This is a genomic window from Streptomyces sp. NPDC038135, from assembly GCF_055601245.1.
On sequence record NZ_JBVJXS010000006.1, the window covers coordinates 52327 to 67867 of the forward strand.

General features: G+C 74.7%; 16 protein-coding genes. 6 read left to right on the forward strand and 10 right to left on the reverse strand.

The window, feature by feature from the left end; all coding sequences use genetic code 11:
• Window positions 1-33: 33 nt before the first annotated feature.
• The 4 genes from ACZ7JA_RS17775 to ACZ7JA_RS17790 all read right to left on the reverse strand — a co-directional run bounded on the left by ACZ7JA_RS17775 (window position 34) and on the right by ACZ7JA_RS17790 (window position 2803).
• Complete coding sequence (locus ACZ7JA_RS17775; RefSeq protein ID WP_470809074.1) at window positions 34-1020, reverse strand: phosphotransferase; 987 nt, start codon at window positions 1018-1020, stop codon at window positions 34-36.
• Between the two features lie 54 nt (window positions 1021-1074).
• Entirely contained in the window at window positions 1075-1254 is a 180-nt protein-coding gene (locus ACZ7JA_RS17780) for a hypothetical protein (protein WP_351668765.1), read from the reverse strand.
• An 83-nt stretch (window positions 1255-1337) separates the two neighbouring features.
• A complete protein-coding gene (locus tag ACZ7JA_RS17785; protein WP_351668763.1) occupies window positions 1338-2213 on the reverse strand; it encodes an undecaprenyl-diphosphate phosphatase in 876 nt (291 codons plus the stop codon).
• A 125-nt stretch (window positions 2214-2338) separates the two neighbouring features.
• Window positions 2339-2803, reverse strand: a complete 465-nt coding sequence (locus ACZ7JA_RS17790) for a winged helix-turn-helix transcriptional regulator (RefSeq protein ID WP_470809076.1) — start codon at window positions 2801-2803, stop codon at window positions 2339-2341.
• A gap of 118 nt (window positions 2804-2921) precedes the next feature.
• Between ACZ7JA_RS17790 and ACZ7JA_RS17795 the strand changes: the two genes are divergently transcribed.
• On the forward strand, window positions 2922-4091 hold the full coding sequence (locus ACZ7JA_RS17795; RefSeq protein ID WP_470809078.1) for a thiolase family protein: 1170 nt from the start codon (window positions 2922-2924) through the stop codon (window positions 4089-4091).
• A 21-nt stretch (window positions 4092-4112) separates the two neighbouring features.
• On the opposite strand, the gene ACZ7JA_RS17800 is transcribed toward ACZ7JA_RS17795, so the two are convergent.
• Window positions 4113-4898, reverse strand: a complete 786-nt coding sequence (locus ACZ7JA_RS17800) for a TVP38/TMEM64 family protein (RefSeq protein WP_470809080.1) — start codon at window positions 4896-4898, stop codon at window positions 4113-4115.
• Between the two features lie 161 nt (window positions 4899-5059).
• On the opposite strand from ACZ7JA_RS17800, the gene ACZ7JA_RS17805 reads away from it, so the two are divergent.
• The 3 genes from ACZ7JA_RS17805 to ACZ7JA_RS17815 all read left to right on the forward strand — a co-directional run bounded on the left by ACZ7JA_RS17805 (window position 5060) and on the right by ACZ7JA_RS17815 (window position 8257).
• Window positions 5060-5782 (forward strand): DNA alkylation repair protein, encoded by a 723-nt coding sequence (locus ACZ7JA_RS17805; protein WP_470809082.1) that lies wholly within the window; start codon window positions 5060-5062, stop codon window positions 5780-5782.
• Window positions 5783-6140: 358 nt separating this feature from the next.
• Entirely contained in the window at window positions 6141-7313 is a 1173-nt protein-coding gene (tuf, locus tag ACZ7JA_RS17810) for an elongation factor Tu (RefSeq protein WP_351668750.1), read from the forward strand.
• Between the two features lie 98 nt (window positions 7314-7411).
• Window positions 7412-8257, forward strand: coding sequence for a spermidine synthase (locus ACZ7JA_RS17815; RefSeq protein WP_470809085.1), 846 nt, complete (start codon window positions 7412-7414; stop codon window positions 8255-8257).
• On the opposite strand, the gene ACZ7JA_RS17820 is transcribed toward ACZ7JA_RS17815, so the two are convergent.
• From ACZ7JA_RS17820 to ACZ7JA_RS17830, 3 genes are all read right to left on the reverse strand, one after another.
• Window positions 8219-9517 carry an MFS transporter gene (locus ACZ7JA_RS17820; protein WP_470809087.1) on the reverse strand — a complete coding sequence of 433 codons (1299 nt, stop codon included), beginning with the start codon at window positions 9515-9517 and terminating at the stop codon, window positions 8219-8221. The two genes, ACZ7JA_RS17815 and ACZ7JA_RS17820, sit on opposite strands and share 39 nt — an antisense overlap.
• Before the next feature lie 111 nt (window positions 9518-9628).
• On the reverse strand, window positions 9629-10636 hold the full coding sequence (locus tag ACZ7JA_RS17825; RefSeq protein ID WP_389449629.1) for a DUF8017 domain-containing protein: 1008 nt from the start codon (window positions 10634-10636) through the stop codon (window positions 9629-9631).
• 78 nt (window positions 10637-10714) lie between these two features.
• On the reverse strand, window positions 10715-11671 hold the full coding sequence (locus tag ACZ7JA_RS17830) for a DUF8017 domain-containing protein (RefSeq protein WP_470809089.1): 957 nt from the start codon (window positions 11669-11671) through the stop codon (window positions 10715-10717).
• A gap of 85 nt (window positions 11672-11756) precedes the next feature.
• Between ACZ7JA_RS17830 and ACZ7JA_RS17835 the strand changes: the two genes are divergently transcribed.
• Window positions 11757-12200, forward strand: coding sequence for a DUF4442 domain-containing protein (locus tag ACZ7JA_RS17835; RefSeq protein WP_351668867.1), 444 nt, complete (start codon window positions 11757-11759; stop codon window positions 12198-12200).
• 100 nt (window positions 12201-12300) lie between these two features.
• Here the strand turns inward: ACZ7JA_RS17835 and ACZ7JA_RS17840 are convergent, their stop codons facing one another.
• Window positions 12301-12507, reverse strand: a complete 207-nt coding sequence (locus ACZ7JA_RS17840) for a hypothetical protein (protein WP_450746068.1) — start codon at window positions 12505-12507, stop codon at window positions 12301-12303.
• Between the two features lie 584 nt (window positions 12508-13091).
• On the opposite strand from ACZ7JA_RS17840, the gene ACZ7JA_RS17845 reads away from it, so the two are divergent.
• Window positions 13092-14471: a hydrolase gene (locus tag ACZ7JA_RS17845; protein ID WP_470809091.1), complete on the forward strand. Its 1380-nt coding sequence runs from the start codon at window positions 13092-13094 to the stop codon at window positions 14469-14471.
• Here the strand turns inward: ACZ7JA_RS17845 and ACZ7JA_RS17850 are convergent.
• Window positions 14390-15415: a lysylphosphatidylglycerol synthase transmembrane domain-containing protein gene (locus ACZ7JA_RS17850; RefSeq protein ID WP_404032802.1), complete on the reverse strand. Its 1026-nt coding sequence runs from the start codon at window positions 15413-15415 to the stop codon at window positions 14390-14392. The two genes, ACZ7JA_RS17845 and ACZ7JA_RS17850, sit on opposite strands and share 82 nt — an antisense overlap.
• Window positions 15416-15541: the final 126 nt, after the last annotated feature.

Consider the following 15541-nt stretch of genomic DNA (forward strand, 5'->3'; position numbering starts at 1 on the left):
CGCACCGGGCAGCGGCCCATGCGTCCGGCGCGCTCAGGGCAGGAGAGCCAGGGCCGCCTCGAGGTTGTGCTCGGCGATCCCCGCCATGGCGGCCCGGTCGGGGAAGTCGCCGTCGAGCAGCCGCAGCGGGCCGGCGACCAGGGAGAGGCGCATGGCGAGGGCGTAGAGGTCCATCCGGCGGGGGTCCAGACCGGGGCGGTCCAGCGCCCGGTAGCGCTCGCCGAAGCGGAGCCGGAGGAAGACGTGCTCCCACTCGACGTCGAAGTGCATGACGCCCTCGACGTCGATCAGCACCGCGCGGCCGTGGGCGTCGACCAGGACGTGGTCGGGGCCCAGCTCCCCGTGGACCAGCCCGTATTCGGCGCGCGGGGCCACCAGCGCCGCCAGGTGGTGGAGCCGGTCGCGCAGCCGGTCCGCCACCGCGGCGATCCGGCCGTCCCGGCCCGAGGCCTCCGCGAGGTCGGCCTGGGCGCGGTCGAGGACCAGCCGCTCGCAGGAGGCCCCGCTCGCGGTGCCGCCCTCCCGCAGCAGGTCCACCCGGCCGTACCGCGGGGCGTGGTGCCCGTGCATGGCGTCCGTCGCCGCGGCCAGGTCGTCCAGGGCGGCCGCCGCGCGGGCGGGGTCGGTCTCGAAGAGCGCTTCGAGGGTGTCCTCGCCGACGTCCTCGACCACGGCCACGTCCGCCGCGTACCGGCGCCGGCCGCCGTCCGCCAGCAGCACCCGCGGAACGCGTACGCCGAGGTCGTCCAGAGTGTCCCGGGCGGCCAGGAACGGGGCCAGACCCGAGGCCGGTGCGAGCGGGTCGCGCGCGTCGGCGCCGGGCTGTCCGGGCCAGAAATTCTCCGATCCGGCCCAGTTGTAGACGATGACCCGCGTCACGGGGGCGCCGTCGACCCGGACCCGGTACACCCCCTTCTTGCTGCCGCCGCGCAACCGCTCCACCGCGACCACGCGGCAGCCCCGGCCCAGGGCCTCACGCACCAGGCCCGGCAGGTCCTCGGTCTCCGGCAGTCCTCGCATCCGCCGAACATACCCGGCCGCCGCCGGCGCCCGGCCCGGTTCCGGACTCCCGCCTCAGGCGGCCTCGATGACGCGGCCGCGGACGGCCTGGGCCCACTCGACCACCAACAGCTCGTACTCCGCGCGTTCCTGGGGCGACAGGGTGCCGCCGGCGCGCAGCCAGAGCGCCCGGATCCGCTCGTTCAGCTCGGCGGCGGAGCGCACGGAACCACGGGACGTGACATCGGGGGACATGCGGGCCAGCCTAGGGGCAAACACTGACGCTGCGCTACCGAACGGCTACTCAGGTGGCCGAGGTTGGCCGGTGCCCGACGGGCTCAGCTCGCGGACTCGGCCGCGTGCGGGCTCAGTACCCCGGCCGTCACCAGCGCGATGATGACGACGCCGAGGGCGATCCGGTACCAGACGAACGGCATGAAGCTCTTGCTGGAAATCCACTTCATGAACCAGGCGATCACCGCGTACCCGGACGCGAAGGCGATCACCGTCGCGAACAGCGTGGGCCCCCAGGCGACTTCACCGCCGCCCACCGAGTCCTTCACCTCGAAGACGCCGGACGCCAGCACCGCCGGGATGGCCAGCAGGAAGGAGTAACGGGCCGCGGCCTCGCGCCGGTAGCCCATGAACAGGCCGCCGCTGATGGTGGCGCCGGAACGGGAGACGCCGGGGATGAGGGCGCAGGCCTGGCAGAGGCCGAAGATCAGGCCGTCCTTGACGCCGAGGTTCTCCAGGGTCTTGCGCTGCTTGGGCGCCCGGTGCCGGCCGCCCTGCTCGTCACGGGCCGCCAGCCGGTCGGCTATGCCTATGACCACGCCGACGACGATGAGCATCGTCGCGGTGATCCGCAGGTCGCGGAACGGCCCCTCGATCTGGTCCTTCAGCGTCACGCCGAGCAGCCCGATCGGGATCGACCCGACGATCACCAGCCAGCCCATCTGGGCGTCGTGGTCGTGCCGCATCGCCTTGTCGCCCAGCGACCGGAACCAGGCGGAGACGATGCGGCCGATGTCCTTGCGGAAGTAGATCAGCACCGCCGCCTCCGTGCCGATCTGGGTGATCGCCGTGAAGGCCGCCCCCGGGTCCTCCCAGCCCGCGAAGGCCGCGGTCAGCCGCAGGTGCGCGCTGGAGGAAACGGGGAGGAACTCGGTCAGTCCCTGGACGAGTCCGAGGACGAGGGATTCAAACCAAGACATGGAGGTGAGGCGTCCAAGCGCTGAGGGGGATACGTGCTGATCATGTGACGAGGGCAGCGTAGCGGGCCCCGGTGACGGGCAGGGCACAGGGGTTGCGGCGGCCGGCGCGGGCTCCGGCCCGGGGTTCACACCGGTCCGGCGACCGTCCAGCCGGGGGACTGCGGACGGGCGGTCAGGTCCTCGTGCCGGACCGGGTCGCCGCAGGCCCGGCACGTCACCTGGGGGACCAGTTCGCTGCCGCAGCGGTGCTCCACGACCATGGGCAGGTCCACGCCGCCGCGCAGATGGCGGTCGCCCCACTCCTTGAGGGTCATCAGGACCGGCTCCAGCTCCAGCCCCGCCTGCGTCGGCCGGTACTCGAAGCGCTGCGGGCGCTCGCTGTAGACGCGCTTGGCGAGGATCCCCGCGCCCACGAGCCGGCGCAGCCGGGCGGCCAGGATGTCGCGCGGCGCGCCGATGTTGCGCACCAGCTGGTCGAAGCGGCCGTTGCCCAGGCACACCTCGCGCAGGACGAGCAGCGAGTACTTCTCGCCGACGAGTGCGAGGGCGTCGGCGATGGAGCAGGGGCGCGGGTCCTTGGTGGCGGCCATGCGGCCCAGTCTAAGTGAGGGTTTGATTTTCCAACGCGCAGGGCTATGGTGAGTTGGAAATTCCTACTCACCAGTAGTCGAGCGTGTGAACGCTCAGGCATCGCGGGAGGCCCGCACCATGCGCGACGCAGTCATCGTCGAAGCCGTACGCACCCCCATCGGCAGGGGCAGGCCGAACGGCTCCCTCGCCCACGTCCACCCGGTCCAGCTCCTCGCCCACACCCTGCGCACCCTGGTCGAGCGCTCCGGCGTCGACCCGGCCCTGATCGACGACGTCATCGGCGGCGCCGTCGACCAGGTCGGCGAGCAGGCCATGAACACCACGCGGTACGCCGCCCTCGCGGCCGGCCTGCCCGAGACGGTCCCGGCGACCACGGTGGACCGCCAGTGCGGCTCCTCCCAGCAGGCCGTGCACTTCGCCGCGCAGGGTGTCCTCGCGGGCGCCTACGACCTCGTCGTCGCCTGCGGTGTGGAGTCCATGAGCCGGGTGCCGATGTGGTCCAACGTGCCGGCCGGCAAGGACCCGTTCGGCCCGGGAGTCGCCGAGCGCTATCCGGAAGGCCTGGTCCCGCAGGGCATCAGCGCCGAACTCATCGCCGCCAAGTGGTCCCTCACGCGCGCCCAGATGGACGAGTTCGCGGTCTCCTCGCACCGGAAGGCCGCCGCCGCGTGGCAGGCCGGCCTGTTCGACGCCGAGGTGGCGCCCCTGGACGGCGTCGCCCGCGACGAGTGCGTACGGCCCGGCAGCACCCCGGAGATCCTCGCCGGCCTCAAGCCCGCCTACTACGACGAGGGCTTCGCCGAGCGCTTCCCGCAGATCGAGTGGAACGTCACCGCGGGCAACGCGAGCCCCGTCAACGACGGCGCCTCGGCCGTGCTGATCACCTCCGGCGAGACGGCCGCACGCCTCGGCCTGCGCCCGCTCGCCCGGCTGCACAGCTTCGCCGTCACCGGCTCCGACCCGCTGCTGATGCTCACCGGAGTCGTCCCGGCCACCGAGAAGGTGCTGCGCCGCGCGGGGCTCGGTCTGGACGACATCGACCTCTTCGAGGTCAACGAGGCGTTCTCCAGCGTGGTCCTGGCCTGGCAGCAGGAGACGGGCGCCGATCCCGCCAGGGTCAACGTGCACGGCGGCGCGATCGCCCTCGGCCACCCGCTCGGCGCGAGCGGCACCCGGCTCACCACCACGCTGGTCCACGCCATGCGCGAGCGAGGCGCCCGCTACGCCCTGCAGACCATGTGCGAGGCGGGCGGACTCGCCAACGCCATGATCCTCGAAGGCGTCTGACGGACCGGCGTCCGCAGCGGCTCAGCCGGCGCGCAACTGGTGACGCTTGCGCCAGGCCACCGCCGTGCCCACCAGCGCCGGTATGGCGATGCAGGCCATCGCGATCAGGAAGGCCGGGGAGGTCGGCGCCGAGGCACGGGCGCCGGCCACCGCGTAGGCGGCGGTGTTCGGGATCGAACCGAGCGCCGTCGCCAGCAGGAAGGGCAGCCAGCCCATGCGGGACACGGCGGCGCAGTAGTTCGCCGCCCAGAACGGCACGCCCGGGAAGAGCCGGGCCACCATCATCGACCGGAAGCCGTGCCGGCTGAGCTGCCCGTCGGCGGCCTTCAGCCAGCGGCCCCGCAGCAGCGGGCGCAGCGCCTCCTGCCCGAGCATCCGGCCGAGCCCGAAGGCCAGCCCGGCGCCGAGCACCGTGCCCGCCAGCGCCGTCCCCACGCCCAGTCCGGAGCCGAACAGCGCGCCCGCCGCCAGGTTCAGCAGCGGACGCGGCACGAACGCCACCGTGCACAGCCCGTACGCCGCCGCGAACACCACGGCCGCCGCGGCCCCGCCGAGCTGCGGCGGCCAGCCGTGCGTCAGCAGCCGCTGCGGCTCGAAGGCCAGCACCCCCGCCGCGGCGCCCGCGAGGAGCACGAGCAGCAGGGACAGACGGGCGTACGGCGAGAGCGCCGCGCGAGTGCAGCGGACGGCGAACCCCGCGCGGGACAGGGACGGTCCGGCTGCGACCGCGGGGGCGGCGAGCTCCGTTGCGGCGGCCGGGGGAGAGACCGTGGCGGTGCCCCCAGAGCGGTTGGTGGCATCGAGCATCCGGCGACACTAACCGACGAACACATGTGATCGCCGTATGGTCCGTCTCACCGGCGGCGGGACCGCCGGGCGCCGCGCCCCGTCCGCGCGCGTCCGCCCGCGCCCCGCCGACCGTCTTCATCGCCCGCCCCTGCCGCTTCGGCCGCCGTATCGTTCGGTGCATGACCGCCGCCGCGCCCGCCCCGCCGCACGTGCCGTCCAGCGCCCTGGCCGACGCCGTGCTGGAGCGGCTCACCGCCGCCTACGCCGCCTCGGCCGACCCCGGACGGGCGGCGGCGATGCGGGCGTACATGAAGGACGTGGCGCCCTTCCTCGGCATCCCCACCCCGGCCCGCCGCGCGCTGTCCCGCACCGTCCTGGCCGGCGTCCCCCGCCCCGAGGAGGCCGACTGCGCCGCGGTCGCCCTGCGCTGCTGGGCGCTGCCCGAGCGCGAGTACCACTACTTCGCGGTGGACTACCTGCGCCGGCACGCGGCCCGCTGCTCCTCCGCGTTCCTGCCCGTGGCCCGGCACCTGGTCACCACCGTCCCGTGGTGGGACACCGTCGACGCGCTCGCCGCGCACCTGGTAGGCGCCCTGGTCGCGGCCGACCCGGCGCTCATCGCCGACATGGACGCCTGGATCGCCGACGCCGACCTCTGGGTGGCGCGCACGGCCCTGCTGCACCAGCTCCGGTACAAGGAGCGCACCGACGCGGGCCGGCTCTTCGCCTACGGCCTGCTGCAGTCCGGGCACCCCGACTTCTTCGTCCGCAAGGCCATCGGCTGGGCGCTGCGCGAGTACGCCAAGACCGACCCCGGGGCGGTCCGCGACTTCCTGGCGCGGGAGCGGGGCCGCTTCGCCCCGCTGACGGTCCGTGAGGCGCTGAAGAACATCGGGCCCTGAGGCAGCCGCCGGGCGCCGCGGCCGTCGCACCCTGAATCAGCCACCGGGCGCCGAGGAGCGCCGGCTCCGGAGGGGGCGGGACCCGGCCGCGCCGTGGCGCCGCGCACGGCGCGGAAAACCGTTGGACGCCGGACGGGCCCTCGGCGATGATCGTCGACATGTCCCGGTACGCCTTCCTCCTCGCAGCATCCGCAGTCGCGGATGCGCCGAAGGCTGCCGTCCCCTTCCTCGCGGCCGCTGCCGACGGCGCCCGAAGCTGACCCTCTCCGGATCGACCGGCGGACCCCGCAGGGGGAGGGTCGGCGAGTTCCTCGGGGTCCCGAACTCCCTTACGGCTGAGAGGCTTCGAGGTACCGCCATGTCCAAAACGGCATACGTGCGCACCAAGCCGCACCTGAACATCGGCACGATGGGCCACGTCGACCACGGCAAGACCACCCTGACCGCCGCCATCACCAAGGTCCTGGCCGAGCGCGGCACCGGGACGTTCGTCCCCTTCGACCGCATCGACCGCGCCCCGGAGGAGGCCGCCCGCGGCATCACCATCAACATCGCGCACGTCGAGTACGAGACCGACACCCGGCACTACGCCCACGTCGACATGCCGGGCCACGCCGACTACGTCAAGAACATGGTCACCGGCGCCGCGCAGCTCGACGGGGCGATCCTCGTCGTCTCCGCGCTCGACGGGATCATGCCGCAGACCGCCGAACACGTGCTGCTGGCCCGGCAGGTGGGCGTCGACCACATCGTCGTCGCCCTCAACAAGGCGGACGCCGGCGACGAGGAGCTCACCGACCTGGTCGAGCTGGAGGTCCGCGAGCTGCTCAGCGCGCAGGGGTACCCGGGCGACTCGGTACCCGTCGTACGGGTCTCCGGACTGCGGGCGCTGGAGGGCGACCCGCGCTGGACGGCGTCCGTCGAGGCGCTGCTCGACGCGGTGGACACCTATGTGCCGATGCCCGAGCGCTATCTCGACGCGCCGTTCCTGCTGCCGGTGGAGAACGTGCTCACCATCACCGGCCGGGGCACGGTCGTCACGGGAGCCGTGGAGCGCGGGACGGTCCGCCTGGGGGACCGGGTGGCGGTGCTCGGCGCGGACGTGGAGAGCGTGGTCACCGGCCTGGAGACGTTCGGCAAGCCGATGCAGGAGGCGCAGGCCGGGGACAACGTGGCGCTGCTGCTGCGCGGGGTGCCCCGGGACGCGGTGCGGCGGGGGCACGTCGTGGCGGCGCCGGGCAGCGTGGCGCCGGCGCGCACCTTCGTGGCGCGGGTGTACGTGCTGTCGGCCCGGGAGGGCGGCCGTACGACCGCGCTGTCGACGGGGTACCGGCCGCAGTTCTACATCCGCACCGCGGACGTGGTCGGGGACGTCGACCTCGGGGAGACGGCGGTCGCCCGGCCCGGCGAGACGGTCGAGATGACCGTGGAGCTGGGGCGGGAGGTGCCGCTCGAGCCCGGGCTCGGGTTCGCCGTCCGTGAGGGCGGCCGGACGGTGGGCGCCGGGACGGTCCTCTCCGTCGGACCGTAGGAGCCGGGGGCGCGGGGCCCGCGGGCCGGTCACACCGGTCGCGCGGGGCCCCGCCGCCCCGGGCGTCGGGGGCGCCGTGTACCGGTGACAATGGTGGCGTGAGTGAAGCCATACCCGTGACCCGGGCCGTCGATCACGGCACCGCCAAGCTGATGCCCGACGTCGACCGGGAGCGGGCCTGGCTGCTGACCGTCGACGGGGCGCCGCAGTCGTACGTCGACCTCGACGAGCCCGGTCACCTGGAGTTCGAGTACGCGCGGCGGCTCGGGTTCGCCCTCGACCTGGTGGACGGGCCCGGGCGGCCCCTGGACGTGGTGCACCTCGGCGGTGGCGCGCTCACGCTGCCGCGCTACCTGGCCGCCACCCGGCCCGGCTCCCGGCAGCAGGTCGTCGAGGCCGACCGGGCGCTGCTGGAGCTGGTCGTCGAGCGGTTGCCGCTGCCCGCGGGTTCGGGGGTCACGCTGCACGCCGCCGACGCACGGGCCTGGCTCGGGGCCGCGCCGGACGACTCGGCCGACGTGATCGTCGCCGACGTGTTCGGCGGCTCCCGGGTCCCGGCCCACCTCACCTCGCTCGGCTACGCGCGCGAGGCGGAGCGGGTGCTGCGGTTCGGCGGGGTCTATCTGGCCAATCTGGCCGACGGGGCGCCGTTCGGCTTCCTGCGGTCCCAACTGGCCACCTTCGCGGCTGTGTTCGAGCACCTGGTGATGATCGCCGAGCCGGGCGTGCTGCGCGGGCGGCGGTTCGGCAACGCGGTCCTCGTGGCCTCGCACCGGCCCGTCGACACGGCCGGCCTGGCCCGGCGGGCCGCCGCCGACGCGTTCCCCGCCCGCGTCGAACACGGCGCGGCGCTGCGGGACTTCACCGGAGCCGCGCGGCCGGTCCAGGACGCCGAGGCCGTCGCCTCACCCGAGCCCCCCGACGGGGCTTTCGGCATCGGCTGAGGGCAGCAGCGGCCTGGTCGTCCGCGTGGTGCGCCGGGTCAGCGTGCGCACGTCGGGGACCAGCAGGACCAGCGCCGTGACCACGACCACCAGGCCCGAGCAGCCCCACAGCGAGGCCGTGCGGCCGAAGGCCGACTCCGCCGGGCCGGCCAGCGCGGTGGCCAGCGGCATCAGGGACACCGAGCCGAACCAGTCGTACGCCGAGACCCGGGACAGCTTGTCCTCGGGGATCTCCTGGTGCAGCGCGGTCATCCAGGAGACGCCGAACACCTCCACCGTCGCGCCGGCGACGAACATGACCGCGTACAGGACGCCCACCGGCACCGGCACGGCCAGCGCGGCCGAGGGCAGGGCCAGCGGGAACACGCACAGCGTGCCGGCCAGCAGCAGGCGGCGCGGTCGCCAGCGGGTCATCAGCAGGGCGCCGCCCACCGTGCCGGCGCCGAACGCGGCCAGCGCCAGACCCCAGGGGCCCGCACCGCCCAGGCTGTCGCGGGCGACCAGCGGGCCGTAGACGGCGTCGGCGGCGGCGACGACCGCGTTGGCGATCGAGAACTGCACGACGATGCCCCAGAGCCAGGGGCGCCCGATGAACTCCCGCCAGCCCTCCCGGAGATCGGCCAGCATGCCCCCGCCCGGCGCGCGCGGCGGGATGTGTCCGACGTCGAGGAAGGCGCGCAGCGCTCCGGCGAGGGCGAAGGCCGCCGCGTCGACGGCGAGGACCCAGCCGGGGCCGACGGCCGCGACCAGGGCGCCGCCGAGGGCCGCGCCGCCCAGCGCCGCACCCTGGGTGGCCATGCGGAACAGGGCGAAGGCGCGCCCGGCCTGCTCGCCCTCCACGGAGGACAGCAGCATGCCCTCGGCCGCCGGGCCGAAGAACGCCTGCCCGGTGCCGCCGAGCGCGGTGAGCAGCATCATCTGCCACAGCCGGGGCTCACCGGTCAGCACCAGCACGGCGAAGGCCGCCTGGGAAAGGCAGTTGAGCGCGTTGGCGGCGACCATCACGCGGTGCCGGGGCAGCCGGTCCGCGATCGCGCCGCCGATGAGCAGGAACACCACCAGCGGCAGGGTCCGGGACGCGGCCACCAGACCGACGTCGCCCCCGTCCCCGCCGGCGTCCAGCACCGCGAACGCGGCCGCGATGAGCGACCCGTTCGCGCCAAGGCCGGTCACGATGGCCGCTGAGGTGAGCAGCGCGTAGTTGCGGCCCGCCCAGGCGGGTCTGCGGGGGCGGGTGGAGTCGCCGGCGGTGGAGTTCACCGGGTGACTATCGCCGCTCGCCACCTGGCTTGCCAAACCGTTTCCCCGCGCCCGCGCCCGACCTGTCGAGCGAATGCCCCGCCCCGCGCCGAAGGCGGCCCGGGGTGCGGCTCAGTTCCCCGTCGGGTCGCCGTGCAGCCGCACCGTGCTGAGGATCTTCATGATCGTCTTGGTGTCGACCTCGCCGTTCACGCCCTTGGCGCCGTAGAAGTCGAACGAGACGATGTCGCCGGCCGAGTTCCGGAAGGCGAACGACAGCGCCTTGCCGTCGCTCGCGCACTTGCCCTTCTGCGGGGTGTTGCTGGAGCGGGCCCACGCGTAGGCGCCCTCGACGCCCGACGCGGTCTTGTACGCCGTGGCCTTCTTGTCGAAGGTGATGGTCTTCTTGTCCGGCTGGGTGTAGCCGCCGTAGACGTACCAGGGCACCCGGGTGGTCGCCGCCTGGGCCGGGCTCTTCGCGCCGCTCTCGCCGCGGGTGCCGGCGACCGCGAGCGCGGAGTCCTCGGTCTTGCCGTCCTTGTCGCTGTCGACCGTGCACCACTTCGACTTGTACGAGGCCGGGGCGGACACGGAGGTGATCAGCTTGTCGCCGTCGGCGTGGTCCTCCATGAAGAAGGAGACGTCCGTGGACTGGAGCTCCCACTCCGCGGGGACGTCGAACGCCGTGCCGAACTTCGGGTTGACGACGGCCTTCCACCCCGCGACCGTGGGCTTCTCGGTGGCGTCGCCGCGCGGGTTGTCCTCCGGCGCGGACGAGGACGCCGACGGTTCGGGGGTCGGCGACTGGCTGGTTTTCCGCCCGCCCTTGCCGGCCTCGTCGTCCTTCGAGCCCCCGAGGACCAGGTAGCCGGTCACGCCGGCCGCGACGACGACGGCGGCGGCCGCGACGATCGCGATCAGTTTGGTCCGGCCTCCGCCACCGCCCTTGGGGGGCTGCGACTGCGGGCCTCCGGCGGGCCCGGGCTGCCCCCACTGCGGCTGCTGCCCGTACGGGTTCGCCTGCGGGTACTGCTGGTAGCCGGGCTGCTGGTACGGATTCGGCTGCTGGTAACCCGGCTGCTGATACGGGTTGTTCTGCGGGTTCTGCGCGCCCCCGGGCGGCTGCTCTCCTGGCCACATGGCCAGCAACCCTAGTGGGCCCGGGGAAACGATTCGGTCACCGGCCCTCGTCAGGGACGTACCGAAACCGCGGCGCCCCTACTCCTCGTAGAGCCGGACCGTCGCCATGATCTTGCGCACGGTCGCGTCCGGGACCTCCTCCGAGACGCCGGCGGCGCCGACGAAGGACCATGCGAGGAACGCGCCGTCCTTGTCCTTGAAGGCGAACGTGGTCGCCTTGCCGTCGTAGTCGCACTTGCCGTGCTTCGGCACGCCGGACGAGCGCGAGGTGGCGACGCTGCCCGTGACGCCGGACGCGGTGGTGTACGAGGTGACCGGTCCGGTCTTCACGGTCTTGCGGTCCGGCTGGGTGTACCAGCCGTACACCCAGTTCGAGGACTCCTCGCGGGCCATCTTCGCGGTGTCCGTGGCGTTCTTGTCGCCGCGCGTCCCGACGTTGGCCAGGGGGTCGTAGTCGGTCCGTCCGTCCTTGTCGTCGTCCGAACCGCACCACTTCTCCTTGAGCACGGCGGGGGCCTTCATGCCGGCCAGCACCTTCTCGTCGGGATCGGAGTCGTCGGTGACGTAGGTGACCCAGGTCTTGGCCCGCACCCGCCACTCGGAAGGAACGTCGAAGGCGACGCCCGTGTCCGGGTTCACCACGGTCTTCCAGCCGGCGACGGTCGGCTTCTCGGCGCTGCCGCCCGACCGCGGGTCGGCCTCCCCGGACGGCGAGGCCGAGGCGGAGGCCGCGGGAGAGGCGGAGGACGCGGTCGGGCCGGGACGGGCCTCGTCGTCCTTCTTGCCGTCGAGCAGCAGGTAGCCGGTCACGCCGGCCGCGACGACGACGGCGGCGGCCGCGACGATCGCGATCAGTTTGGTCCGGCCTCCGCCAGCGCCCTTGGGGGGCTGCGGCTGCGGCGCTCCGGCGGGTCCGGGCTGCCCCCACTGCGGCTGCTGCCCGTAGGGGTTCGCCTGCGGATACTGCTGGTATCCCGGCTGGTGGTACGGGTTCTGCTGCTGGCCGCTACCTGGCGGCTGTTCCCCTGGCCACATGGGCCGCAACGATACAGCGGTGATCACCACGGCTCTGGCCAGGTCTGCTACTCGCGAGTAACATGCCCCCATGAGCGCAGACCAGATGTCGATCGGCGAGATGCTCGCCGCCACCGTGCCGATGGCCCGGACGCTGAACCTGGAGTTCCAGGAGACCTCTCCGGAGCGAGCCGTGGTGTCCCTGCCGGACCAGGGCGAGTACCACAATCACGTGGGCGGGCCGCACGCCGGCGCCATGTTCACGCTGGGGGAGTCGGCCAGCGGTGCCATCGTGCTGGCCGCGTTCGGCGACCAGCTCTCGCGCGCCGTGCCGCTCGCCGTCCGGGCCGAGATCGCCTACAAGAAGCTGGCGATGGGCGCCGTCACGGCGACCGCGACCCTGGGCCGCCCGGCCGGAGAGGTCGTGGCCGAACTGGACGCGGGCAAGCGGCCCGAGTTCCCGGTGACGGTCGAGATCCGGCGCGCGGACGGGGCCGTGACCGGCGAGATGCAGGTCGTGTGGACCCTGCGCCCGAACCGCCAGGACTGAGCCGGGATTCAGGGGACTCGGGAGGGCCTCCGGGTGGCGGCTGTTACGGCCGCGACGGCGACGGCCCGGGCGGTTACGGCCGCCCTCCTCCCGCGTCGCCTCAGGCGGCCCGGCGCCGCTCCCGGCCGCCCGTCCGGGCGGTGCCGTGGTCCGCGCCGGCCTCCAGCTCCGCCACCAACTTCCGCAGCCAGGAGCGGAACTCGGGACCGAGGTCGGGGCGGGCGCAGGCCAGGCGGACCACCGAGCGCAGATGGTCGGCCTTGTCGCCGGCGCCGCAGCGCGGACCCTCGGAGACGGCTCCGCGCACCGTGCCGGCTTCCGCAGGCTCCCGCCGCCCTGGCCGGGCCCGGTGTGCTCCAGGACGCCGAAGACGGCCGGGTCGAGGACGTGGCGGCCGACCACCGCCTACCGGCTCGGCGCCTCCTCGCGCGACGGCTTCTGCGCCAGTGACGCGCACGACACCGTCCTCGCCCGCCTCCTCGTCCGCCGCGCAGCCGGAGAACCGGAGTGACTGCTGAGCCGGCTGCGGTTGATCGCCGCCGGGCCGCCGGGCCGCTGTGAAGTCGGGAAGCCGAGAAGCGGGATTCGGGGGCGTCACCGGGCCGCCAGTATGCGGAAGTTGAGCGCCGTTGCGCCCCAGGCTTCGCCCATGTCTGTGGATACCGCCGGTAACTATTCTTCATTTCCGCCGTGTTGCCGCGGAGCCCATTCGAACGCCTTGTTTCCTGTGATGCGATTGTGCCAAGGTGAGCCCTCCCGTGAGGGCGGAAGGCCGGTTCCGGATGTGCGGCCGGGCCCTCCCGCCACGCACCGACGCGGTGCCGCTTTCCGCTTTCCGACAGGACGCCAATCCGTAGGCCGCCGTCCCGCGGCTGGAAAGGAATGGGTTCCGTGCCGTCCCCCCACCCCCCACACCCGCCCCTCCCGTCCCGCTCCGGCACCCCGTCCGGGGAGTCCGACCACACCCTCGCCGTCCGGCTGGGCGGCCCACCGGCCGGCCGTCACGACGCCGTCGCCCTGCTGCTGGAGCGGCACTGGCCGGCCGCCTTCGACTACGCCGTCGTCTGCCTGGCGGGCGCGGGCCCGTCGGCGCGACTGGTGACCTCCGCCGCCTTCCAGCAGGTCCTCGGCCGGCCGGTGAGCGCGGCGGCCGGCGGCGCCCTGCGCCCGCGACTGCTGACGGCGGTCCGGGACACCGTCCGCGACTGGGCCGCCGACGAAGCGGCGTGCCTGGTCCTGCCGGAACTGCGCAAGCCCGCCGGCGGCCGCGGTCTGCGCGCGGCGGTGCTCCGCGCGTCCGGCGGACGGCGACTCGCCGAACGCGCTTTCCATGCCCTTCCCGTGGCTTCCCAATGCCTTCTGTGGCATACCGAGGTCGAGGCGGAATCCATAAACATACCCGCTGGTCTGCTGGGTGTGGACACGGCCGCCGCCGAGGTCGCCCTGCGGCGGGCGCGGGCGGAATTCCGGGCGGCTTTCCTGGGCTCGCACCGCGAACTCGCGCCCTCCGTGGAATGCCTTTTCCGTCTCTCTCCGCCGGACAATCGCGGGGGCGGGAGCGGTGCCCCGGTCCCGGACGAGCGACGGCATCTCGCCGCCTGCTCCCACTGCCGGCACGCCGCCGAGCAGCTCGGCCGGGTCGAGGCCGACGCCGGCGCCCTGATCGCCGAGAGCGTGCTCGGCTGGGGCGCCCGGCGCTACCTCGACTCCCGTCCCGGGCGGGCCGCCCGTGTGGAGCCCGGGGCGCCGGCGCGGCACGCGGCGGCGACCGCGGGCCGGCCCGGCACCGTGCCGGACGGCGGACGCCGCACCACCCTCGCGGCCGTCGTCGGCCTCGCCTCGCTGGGGCTGCTCGCCACCGGCCTCATGGCCATGGACCGGCCCGGCGACAACGGTGTCCCGCATCCCGCGGCCACGCTGGGCGCCCCCGCCGGCCGCCCGGCGGGCCCGGCCGCCCCCGGGGCCCGGCCCCGCCCCGCGCTCCCGAAGGCGCCAGGGGGCGCCGCCCCGGCCGACGGCCGGCGCACCGCCCCGGCGGGCGGGCAGGGGGTCCGGATCGCCTACGGCAGACTGGGCGACCTCTCCAGCGGGTCGTGCCCCGAAGGGCGCTGGGCCACCGGAGTCCGGGCGGGCGCCGGCGTCGGGGAACCGTCCGGGACCGCCCTGCTGGCGACGTGCCGGTGCCAGGTTCACAGCGCCTTCGCGCGGATCAGCGCCGACAGCGTCAGGGCGCCCGGCAGGAGCGGCAGCCAGTCGTTCAGCACCCGGTGACCGATCACGGCCGCCGCGGCCACCGCCGGCACGGCGCCGAACGACACCAGCGTCCAGACCACGGCCGCGTCCACGGCCAGACCCCCCGGCGCCGGCACGGCCCCCACGGCGGTGCCCGCCGCGAGATGGGCGAGCGCCACCTGCTCCCAGGGCAGCCCCAGGCCCAGCGAGGTCCCGACGCAGACCAGCGTGCCCGCCTGGGCCAGCGGCATCGCCGCCGACCCGCCCCACAGGGCGAGCACCCGGCAGGGCCGGGCGTGCACCGCCCGCACATCGGCGAGGGCGGTGCGCACCAGGCCCGTCACCGGCCGGCGCACCGGCCGCACGACCGTCAGCAGCACCCCGGCGACGGCGAGCGCGCCGCCGGCGGCCGCGGCGGCGGGCACCGGCACCGGTCCGTCCGGTACCAGCTCGCCGAGCCGGCGGCGGGCCGGGCAGGCCGCCAGGAAGGCCAGCAGCACCAGCGTCCTCGCCACGGACCGGGCCAGTGAGTACAGGCCGATCGACGCGGTCGCCCGGTCCAGCGGCACGCCCCGGGCGCGTAGGAAGCGCAGGGTGACGGCATGCGCGCCGAGGCCGCCGGGCAGCACGTGGTTCGCCGCGCCGGCGGCGAACTGCGAGGCCAGCAGGAGCCCCGGCGGCAACCGGTCCGGCAGCGCGCCCTGCCGTACGCAGGCGGCCGCCACCCAGGTGAGACAGGTGAGACCGGCCCCGGCCAGCAGCCAGCCGGGGTCGGCCGCGGCCAGCCGGGCGGCGCCCTCGGCCGCCACCGGCCGGTTGGCCAGCGCCCAGTACCCGGCGAGCAGCACGGGGGACAGGCACAGGGCGAGCCGGGCGGCCGGCCGGGAGGCGCGCCGCCCCGGCGGGCGCGGCGGCGGACAGGTGGGCGGGGAGAGCGGCGGGAGCGGGGACGGTGAGGACACGGGGACGACGTCCTTCCGCATCGGGCCCGGCGGGGAGCGGCACGGGGCCAGGGGGGAGGCGGACCGGCGGAACCTGGGGGAGCCTTTCCCTCCCGCGTGACACCGGGGTGGCCGGGAAGCGACGGGGCGAGGGCGCGGTGGTGCCGT

Coding starts and splice junctions, on each gene's coding strand:
- ACZ7JA_RS17775 (WP_470809074.1), bottom strand. CDS start 1,020: ATGCGAGGACTGCCGGAGACCGAGGACCTGCCGGGCCTGGTGCGTGAG.
- ACZ7JA_RS17780 (WP_351668765.1), bottom strand. CDS start 1,254: ATGTCCCCCGATGTCACGTCCCGTGGTTCCGTGCGCTCCGCCGCCGAG.
- ACZ7JA_RS17785 (WP_351668763.1), bottom strand. CDS start 2,213: ATGTCTTGGTTTGAATCCCTCGTCCTCGGACTCGTCCAGGGACTGACC.
- ACZ7JA_RS17790 (WP_470809076.1), bottom strand. CDS start 2,803: ATGGCCGCCACCAAGGACCCGCGCCCCTGCTCCATCGCCGACGCCCTC.
- ACZ7JA_RS17795 (WP_470809078.1), top strand. CDS start 2,922: ATGCGCGACGCAGTCATCGTCGAAGCCGTACGCACCCCCATCGGCAGG.
- ACZ7JA_RS17800 (WP_470809080.1), bottom strand. CDS start 4,898: ATGCTCGATGCCACCAACCGCTCTGGGGGCACCGCCACGGTCTCTCCC.
- ACZ7JA_RS17805 (WP_470809082.1), top strand. CDS start 5,060: ATGACCGCCGCCGCGCCCGCCCCGCCGCACGTGCCGTCCAGCGCCCTG.
- tuf (WP_351668750.1), top strand. CDS start 6,141: ATGTCCAAAACGGCATACGTGCGCACCAAGCCGCACCTGAACATCGGC.
- ACZ7JA_RS17825 (WP_389449629.1), bottom strand. CDS start 10,636: ATGTGGCCAGGAGAGCAGCCGCCCGGGGGCGCGCAGAACCCGCAGAAC.
- ACZ7JA_RS17830 (WP_470809089.1), bottom strand. CDS start 11,671: ATGTGGCCAGGGGAACAGCCGCCAGGTAGCGGCCAGCAGCAGAACCCG.
- ACZ7JA_RS17835 (WP_351668867.1), top strand. CDS start 11,757: ATGTCGATCGGCGAGATGCTCGCCGCCACCGTGCCGATGGCCCGGACG.
- ACZ7JA_RS17850 (WP_404032802.1), bottom strand. CDS start 15,415: ATGCGGAAGGACGTCGTCCCCGTGTCCTCACCGTCCCCGCTCCCGCCG.